The sequence below is a fragment of the Stenotrophomonas capsici genome, assembly GCF_034961085.1.
Taxonomy (GTDB): Bacteria; Pseudomonadota; Gammaproteobacteria; order Xanthomonadales; family Xanthomonadaceae; genus Stenotrophomonas; species Stenotrophomonas capsici.
The window spans coordinates 9,105-16,577 of the sequence record NZ_JAYFUH010000001.1; the positions used below are offsets into that span (position 1 = coordinate 9,105).

Sequence of the window (7,473 nt, forward strand, 5' to 3'; positions counted from 1 at the left end):
TCTGCACGCTGCCGGCGGGCACCACGCCCGGGCAGCATGTGTTCACCTACACCGCCACGGTCAACGAGAAGGCATTCGCCACGGTGCGCAACCGCCTGCGGGGCGAGTACCCCGACGGTGGCCAGCCGCCGGAATGCGGCAGCTGCGAAACCGAACACAAGGTGGTGTCCGACTTCGCCCTGCGCATCACCAAGAGCGCCAACCCGCGCCGGGTGAAGGTCGGTGACCTGGTGCGCTACCAGCTGGTGGTGGAGAACGTGGGGGGCAGCGACTGGCGCAACGGCGTGGTGGTGGACACCCCGCCGACCGGTTTCAGCTATGTCGATGGCTCGATGCGCGTGGCCGACGATGATGGCGCCTTCGCGCTGGCCAGCAGCCAGAACCCGCTGCGCATCGCCGCGGTGGACATCGCGGTGGGACGCAACGCGACCATCACCTACCTGCTGCGGGTGGGTGCGGGCGTGCGCCCCGGCAGCCACGTCAACCACGCGGTGGCGACCACCCCCGACGGCACTGCGGTATCCAACATCGCCACGGCCGAAGTGCAGCTGGATACCGATCCGCTGCTGGAGGACAGCCTGGTGTTCGGCACCGTGTTCGACGACCGCGACGGTGATGGCTGGCAGGACAGTGCCGAACTGACCGGGGTGACGGTGCAGGGCGGTTTCGCCGCCTCGGCCTACGTGCCGGGCTCGACCACCATCGATCGCGGGCAAGGCCCGCAGGCGGTGGCCGATGCCAGTGCGCCGCTGCTGCATGGGTTGGAGATCGGCACGGTCCACGGGCGCGGTTCCACCGCCGAGCCGGCCGAGGCCAATCAGGTGGTCGTGCGGCAGCGCCTGCGCGAACTCGCCTTCACCGATGACTTCGTACTCGACAGCAGGCAGGGCCAGCGCCTGCAGCTTGATGCGGCGGGCAAGCCGACCCTGCTGCGCAGCGGCGACGCCGCCAAGGGATTGACCTCCGCCGAGCCGGCGGTGCGGCGCGAAGTGTCCGCCGTCGCCGAGGGCTATGAGGTGGCCTACGTGATCGGCAACACCGGCATCCAGGAGCAGGGCATCCCGGGCGTGCGGCTGGCGACGGTCGAGGGCCTGCTGGTCGAGACCGACCCGTTCGGTCGCTATCACCTGGCCGACGTGCACGGTGGCGACGCGCGCCTTGGCCGCAACTTCATCATCAAGCTGGACCCGGCTACGGTGCCCAGCGGGGCGATGCTGACCACCGAGAACCCGTTGCTGCGCCGGGTGACGCAGGGCGTGCCGACGCGCTTCAGCTTCGGCGTGCGCCTGCCGCCGTCGCCGCAGGCACCGGACGAGCGGGCCGAGCTGGTGCTGGGCGAGGTGTTGTTCGCACCGGGCAGCAGCGAACTGCGCGACGCCTACCGGCCGGTGCTGGCGAAGATCGCCGCGACCGTGGATCGCTACCTGGGCGGCGACGTGGTGATCCTGGCCAATGGCGAGAACCAGGACCTGGCCTTCCGTCGCGCCACGGTGGTGCGCGATGCCCTGCAGGCCGAGGTGGCCGAGGCCGCGCGTGCGGGCCTGACGGTGCAGCTGCGCACCGATGTCAGCGACCCGCATTCGCTGGTCGCCGGCGTCGATGCCCAGGGCGCGCTGCTTGGCAACGTGCTGTTCGATACCGACAAGTCGCGCATCCGTGACGAGTTCAAGCCGCTGCTGGCGAGCATCGCGGCACGGCTGGAAGCGATGGGGGGCGGCCAGGTGAGCCTGGTTGGCCATACCGACGTGCGCGGCAGCCATGCCTACAACCAGGCACTGGGATTGCGCCGCGCCGCGGCGGTGTTCGAGGCCCTGCGCGGCCTGCTCAGTCCGGCGGTGCAGCAGCGCATCCGCGTCCGCAACGAGGAGAGCGCCGCCATCCGGGAAGCGGCGCGCCAACAGGAGGCACGCCAATGAGCACACGTCACGTTGCCTCCCGTCGCCCCCGCCGCATCGTTCTGTGCCAGGCGCTGCTGCTGTGCTTTGCCGGCACCGCCCAGGCCGCACCGCCAACGGAGGCCTCCGACGCAGCCACGCGCATGGATTGCGATGCCAGCCAATGCAGCGCCGACGGCGCGCTGCTGTTCACCCTGGGCTCGCGCAGCTATGACGAGCCGGTCACCGAGGGCACCTCGGTCCGGTCCTCGTCGCAGGTGCTGCAGCCGGACCGCCGCGTCAGCCTTGCGCTGGATGCGCCGGGCAAGGCCACGGTCACCGGCAACTTCCTGATCCGCCTGCCCGAGGGCGGGGCGATCTGGGCCACCGAAGACCCGGCGATGGGCCTGCCGGAACTCTCGGTCTCGGCCCCTTCGATGGTGGCCTTCGACAACGGGCGCATCACGCGCCCGGTGGACTTCTTCTTCCGTGGCAACTACACCGCCTTCATCAACCGCTTCGAAGTCAGCCTCTACCGTGGCAGTGACAGCGACCGCGTGGCACCGCTGGCGCAGTTCGACCTGCCGGTGGCCGCGGTGGGGCAACACAGCTGGGACGGCGCCTTGCCGGAGGACGTGCCGCTGCGTCGTGGTGACCGGCTGGTGTACGTGCTGCGCGCGTATGACGCCGAGGGAAACGTGGATGAAACCTCGGCGCAGTCCATACAGCTGGTGACGCCGGCCGAAGTGGAGCGTGGCAACCAGCAACTGCGGGACGCACTGGAGGACCGCCTTGGCAGCGCGGTGGATGCGGACCAAGCTGCCTCGCTGTCCCTGCTGGAGCAGGTGTTCGACGGCAACGGGCTTCGCCAGCAGAACATTCCCGTGTACGGCGCGCGCGTGCGCCTGCGCGGGCGCGACCTCCCGCTGGGTGCGTCGCTGAAGATCAACGGCGAAAGCTACCCGCTGGACCAGGACCGCAAGTTCGCCGCCGAATACCTGATGCCGATCGGCCACCATGCCTTCGACGTGCGCGTGGAGCGGCAGGACGCGCCGGCCATCGCGCGCACGCTGGAGGTGGACGTCAGCGGCAGCTACCTGTTCGGGGTCGGCCTGACCGACATCACCGTCTACCAGAACAAGGCCTCCGGTGCCGGCCGCGACCTGGCCCGCGGTGACCGCGACGACAGCGTGCTCAGTGACGGGCGGCTGGCGTTCTACCTGAAGTCCAAGACCCGGGGCCGCTACCTGCTGACCGCCCAGGCGGACACCCAGAACAGGCCAATGAAGGACCTGTTCACCGGCTTCACCAATGCCGACCCGCGGGACCTGTTCCGCAGCCTGGACCCGGATCTGTATTACCCCACCTACGGCGACGACTCGCTGACCCAGCGTGACGTGGACACGATGGGACGCTTCTACCTGCGCTTGGACTGGGACAAGAACCAGGCGTTGTGGGGCAACTACAACACCGGGCTGAGCGGCACCGAGTACACGCAGTACGTGCGCTCGCTGTATGGCGCGGCGTTGTCGTGGCGCTCACGCCGCGCCAATGCCTGGGGCGATGCGCGCAGCGAACTGCGCCTGTTCGGTGCGCAGGCGGAAACGGCCCCGGGCCATAGCGAGTTCATCGGTACCGGTGGCAGCCTCTACTACCTGCGCCATGCCAGCATCCTGGCCGGCTCCGACCAGGTGGTGCTGGAGATCCGCGACCCGACCACCGGGCGCGTGGAGCAGCGCGTGTCGCTGGTGCGTGGTGCCGACTACGAGATCGACGCCCTGCAGGGACGCATCCTGCTGACCCGGCCACTGGCCCAGGTGACGCGCGAGAACCTGCGCCGCCTCAGTCGCGACGTGCCGCTGGATGGCTACGAACAACGCCTGATCGTCGACTACGAATGGGTGCCTTCCGGCTTCGATGCCGATGACGTTACCGCCGGCGTGCGTGGCAAGCATTGGTTCGGCGACCACGTCGCACTGGGGGCCACTTATGTCGACGAGCAACGTTCGGGCCAGGATTACGCCCTGCGCGGTGCCGACCTGACGTTGCAGGCCGGGCGCGGTACCTACCTGAAGATCGAGCACAGCCGCAGCGAGGCCACCAGCACACCGGTCTTCTTCTCCGACAATGGTGGCCTGAGCTTCCGCCAGCTCAACCCCGGCGGGCCGCGCGAAGGCGAGGCGACCGCGGTGGAAGGGCGCATCAACCTGCGCGAGCTGGGCTGGACCCGACGCGACTGGAGCGCCGGCGCCTGGTGGCGGCAGGTCGATGGCGGGTACTCGGTGGGGCGTTTCGATACCGGCCAGCGCGTGCGCGAGCAGGGCGTGGAGCTGCTCGGCTACGTCACCGACGACTTCAACCTGTACGCCCGCTACAGCGAAGCGCGACGTGGCAGCGAATCCCTGACCCAGGCGCAGGCCACTGTCGAATGGCGCATCGGCGAGAACGACCGCCTGTCGGCCGAGCTGCGGCGCGTCCAGGAAACACGCCAGGCTGGCGATGCCGCGGGCGTGCTGGCCGCGGCGCGCTACACCCATCGCATCGGCACCGCGCTGGACCTGTACGGCGGCGGCCAGCTGACCGTGGACGACGACCATGGCCGCTACCGCGACAACGATGCGGTGCTCGCCGGTGGCGCGTATACCTTCGCCAACCAGTCCAGCGTGGGCGCCGAGTTCAGCGACGGTGATCGCGGCAGCGCCGCGCAGGTCAACGCCGAGTACAAGCTGACCCCGCAGCACAGCTTCTACGGCAGCTACACCCTTTCCACCGACCGCAGCGAGTACGACCCGTTGTTCAGCCCGAACGCGCAGGATGGGTGGACGCTGGGCCAGCGTTGGCGCCTGTCCGACCAGGTAAACGTCTTCAACGAAAGCCAGTTCCTGAAGTCCGGCCAGGAGTCCGGGCTCGCGCACACCTTTGGCATGGACTTCTATCCCGCCGTGGGTTGGAACGCGGGCTTCACCCTCAGCGACGGCAAGCTCGACGCCAGCAGCGGGGAAGTGGACCGCAAGGCGGTCAGCCTGTCCGGTGGACGTACCTCACCGGACACCGACTGGCAGAGCAAGCTGGAGTGGCGGCGTGATACCGGTGCCGAGCGGCGCACGCAGTGGGTCAGCACCAACCGGCTCAGCCATCGCCTCAACGACAGCTGGCGGATCGCGGCGCGCTTGAACTACGCCGACACCGACGATGTGCTGAACCCGGTGGCCGGGGCGCGCTTCATCGAGGGCAACATGGGCTTCGCCTACCGCCCCTGGGACAACGACCGCTGGGGCGTGTTCGGGCGTTACACCTACCTGTACGACCTGTCCACGATGGGACAGGTGGACGGCGTGGACTACGACCAGCGCTCCCAGGTGCTGTCGCTGGAGGGCGTGTACCGGATCGACCCGCGCTGGGAAGTGGCCGCGAAGCTGGCACGGCGCGAGGGCGAGGTACGGTACGGGCGGGGCACCGGCCCATGGTTCGATTCGGCCACCAGCTTTGGTGCCGCGCAGCTGCGCTACGACCTGTACTACCAGTGGCATGGCCTGCTCGAATACCGCCTGCTCGATGTCCGCGATGGCGGCCGCCGGCAGGGCTGGCTGGTGGGCCTGGACCGCGATATCGGGCGCAACCTGCGCGTGGGCGTGGGCTACAACTTCACCGACTTCAGCGATGACCTGACCCGCTTCGACTACGACCATCGCGGCTGGTACCTGAGCATGGTCGGCAAGTACTGACCCCGCCGCGCCAGTGGTGCGCGGCGGGCAGGATCGTTCCTCGCTACTTCGTCGCGGTGGGTGTGCCGAAGGTATGCCGCGTGGCGCTGCTGACCGAATAGTCGGCACCGCCGTCTTGCGGGGTTTCCTGGAAACGGGCGTCGATCTCGTCGCGGCCGTTGCTGCATTCAAAGACCCAGGTCTCCGACCAGTTGCGTGACCCCATCTCACCTTCCGGCTGCGCGCGCAGGAAGGGCACGACGTTCAGCAGTTCCTGGCAGCCGTCGTTGCGCAGCAGTACGTACATGTGTTGCAGCACGTCCTTCTGCAACTGCTCGCTGGCGAAGGTGCCCTGCTGCACGGTGCCCGCAGGCGCGGCGGTCGCGGCAGGCGGTGCGGCCTGCGCGGCGAAGGGGGCAGCGAGCAGGCTGCCTGCCAGGACGAGCAATGCGGTGCGGTTCATCATCGGGGCCTTCCTTGGTATGGGGTGCCGGTGCCACGGTGCCATGGCGGTAGGGGCACGCTAGCAAAGCGGATGCAGGCCGGGGTGAAGATGATGGGGGCGGTAGCGGCCGCACGGCCCGCGGACATGGCCCCGTACAATTGCACGGCTGGCCGGTGCTACCCATGGCGCCGGGCGGGAACACCACTTGCTGACAGGACAAGGAATGAAACGTCGAACTGTGTTGGCCGCGCTGTTGCTGGCCCTGTTGGCAGGCTGTGGAAAGGCGCCGGATGACGGCGGCAAGGCGGCCGCCGCGCCGGCGACGACGCCTGTTGCGGACACGCCCGCTGCCGCCGCGAGCGCCGAGGCGTCCGTCGAGGATGGCGTGGAACCGTCGGTCTGGGACAACGAAGGCGAACCGGAAGGGGAAACCCCCGGTGCGGAGATCACCTGCGAGCAGCAGCCGCTGGCGACCTACTTCTTCACCCTGGTGGGTGGCAACTCGGTGGACAACTGCGGGCGCAAGGATGCCAAGGTGCTCGCCGCGTTTGATGCGCTGATGAAGGAAGCCACGCCGGCCGAATCGACCGACCCGCAGATCCTGCCGCTGCGCGAGCGCCTGCTCAGTGGCCCCAGCGCACCGGGCCAGCCGCTGATGCTGGACGGCGATGTCTGGTGGTATTACTCGGCCTGCCAGGCGCACCAGTGCAGCACCACCGCGTTGGACATGCTGTACGCACCGACGCAGGCGAAGATGGTCGGGAGGCTGGTCGCCAAGTGCAAGGTGTGGTGGCTGGGCGCACCGAGCGCCGAGCAGCGGGCGTCGATCGAAGGCAACCGTCCGCTGGACGAGGCGTCGTTGCAGGTGGACGGCGAGCCCTGCGAGTAACCGCGCACACCGGCGTGGCAGGTACAACGCAGCGGCCGGGCAGATGCCCGGCCTTTGTGTCTTCCGCGCAAGGCACGGCCGTCAGGGTGCCGGTTCGCGGGCCAGCCCCTCGGTTTCATAGAAGCGCTGCAGTTGCCGCGTGTTGGCCAGTTTCAGCTTGGGCAGGGCGATGCCTTCGAACAACTGGTCGTAGCGGCGCCGGTGGGGCGGGGTGACGACGGCGATGTGGTGCAGCATCGCCCACTTCACCGTGTCCTGGTTGCCGGCCAGCGCACCATGGCGGTTGCGTTCGAACCAGCTGCGGCGGAAGTAGCGCAGCAGGCTGGTGCGGGTGGGCAGGTCGAGCAGGATGAACCCGGTGGCGCGCGCCAGCCGCGCCGGCAGGCAACGGCTGTAGTTGCCGTCCATGACCCAGCGCTCCTGTGCGATGGCGTCGGCATGCAGCTGCAGGAAGTCGGCCTCCGGCCGCGGCTGCCAGTCGGTGTGTGGCAGGTGGAAGAGCTGGTCCAGGTGGACCGCCTGCAGCTGCCGGTGGCGCGCGATGGCCACGGCCAGCGTGGA

At 69.0% G+C, this 7,473-nt stretch carries 5 protein-coding genes; 3 read left to right on the top strand and 2 right to left on the bottom strand.

Annotation, left to right across the window (positions count from 1 at the left end):
• Positions 1 to 1,916, top strand: a 1,916-nt coding sequence (locus VA603_RS00030; RefSeq protein WP_323437576.1) for an OmpA family protein, incomplete at its 5' end; no start/stop codon positions are given.
• On the top strand, positions 1,913 to 5,599 hold the full coding sequence (locus tag VA603_RS00035) for a TonB-dependent receptor (protein ID WP_323437577.1): 3,687 nt from the start codon (positions 1,913 to 1,915) through the stop codon (positions 5,597 to 5,599). The genes VA603_RS00030 and VA603_RS00035, both read left to right, overlap by 4 nt.
• A 43-nt stretch (positions 5,600 to 5,642) precedes the next feature.
• On the opposite strand, the gene VA603_RS00040 is transcribed toward VA603_RS00035, so the two are convergent.
• Positions 5,643 to 6,044, bottom strand: a complete 402-nt coding sequence (locus VA603_RS00040; protein WP_323437578.1) for a hypothetical protein — start codon at positions 6,042 to 6,044, stop codon at positions 5,643 to 5,645.
• Positions 6,045 to 6,246: 202 nt separating this feature from the next.
• Here VA603_RS00040 and VA603_RS00045 point away from each other — a divergent pair, with 202 nt between their 5' ends.
• A complete protein-coding gene (locus VA603_RS00045; RefSeq protein WP_323437579.1) occupies positions 6,247 to 6,912 on the top strand; it encodes a hypothetical protein in 666 nt (221 codons plus the stop codon).
• Between the two features lie 81 nt (positions 6,913 to 6,993).
• On the opposite strand, the gene VA603_RS00050 is transcribed toward VA603_RS00045, so the two are convergent.
• A partial coding sequence (locus VA603_RS00050) for a P-loop NTPase family protein (protein ID WP_323437580.1) occupies positions 6,994 to 7,473 on the bottom strand: 480 nt, incomplete at its 5' end.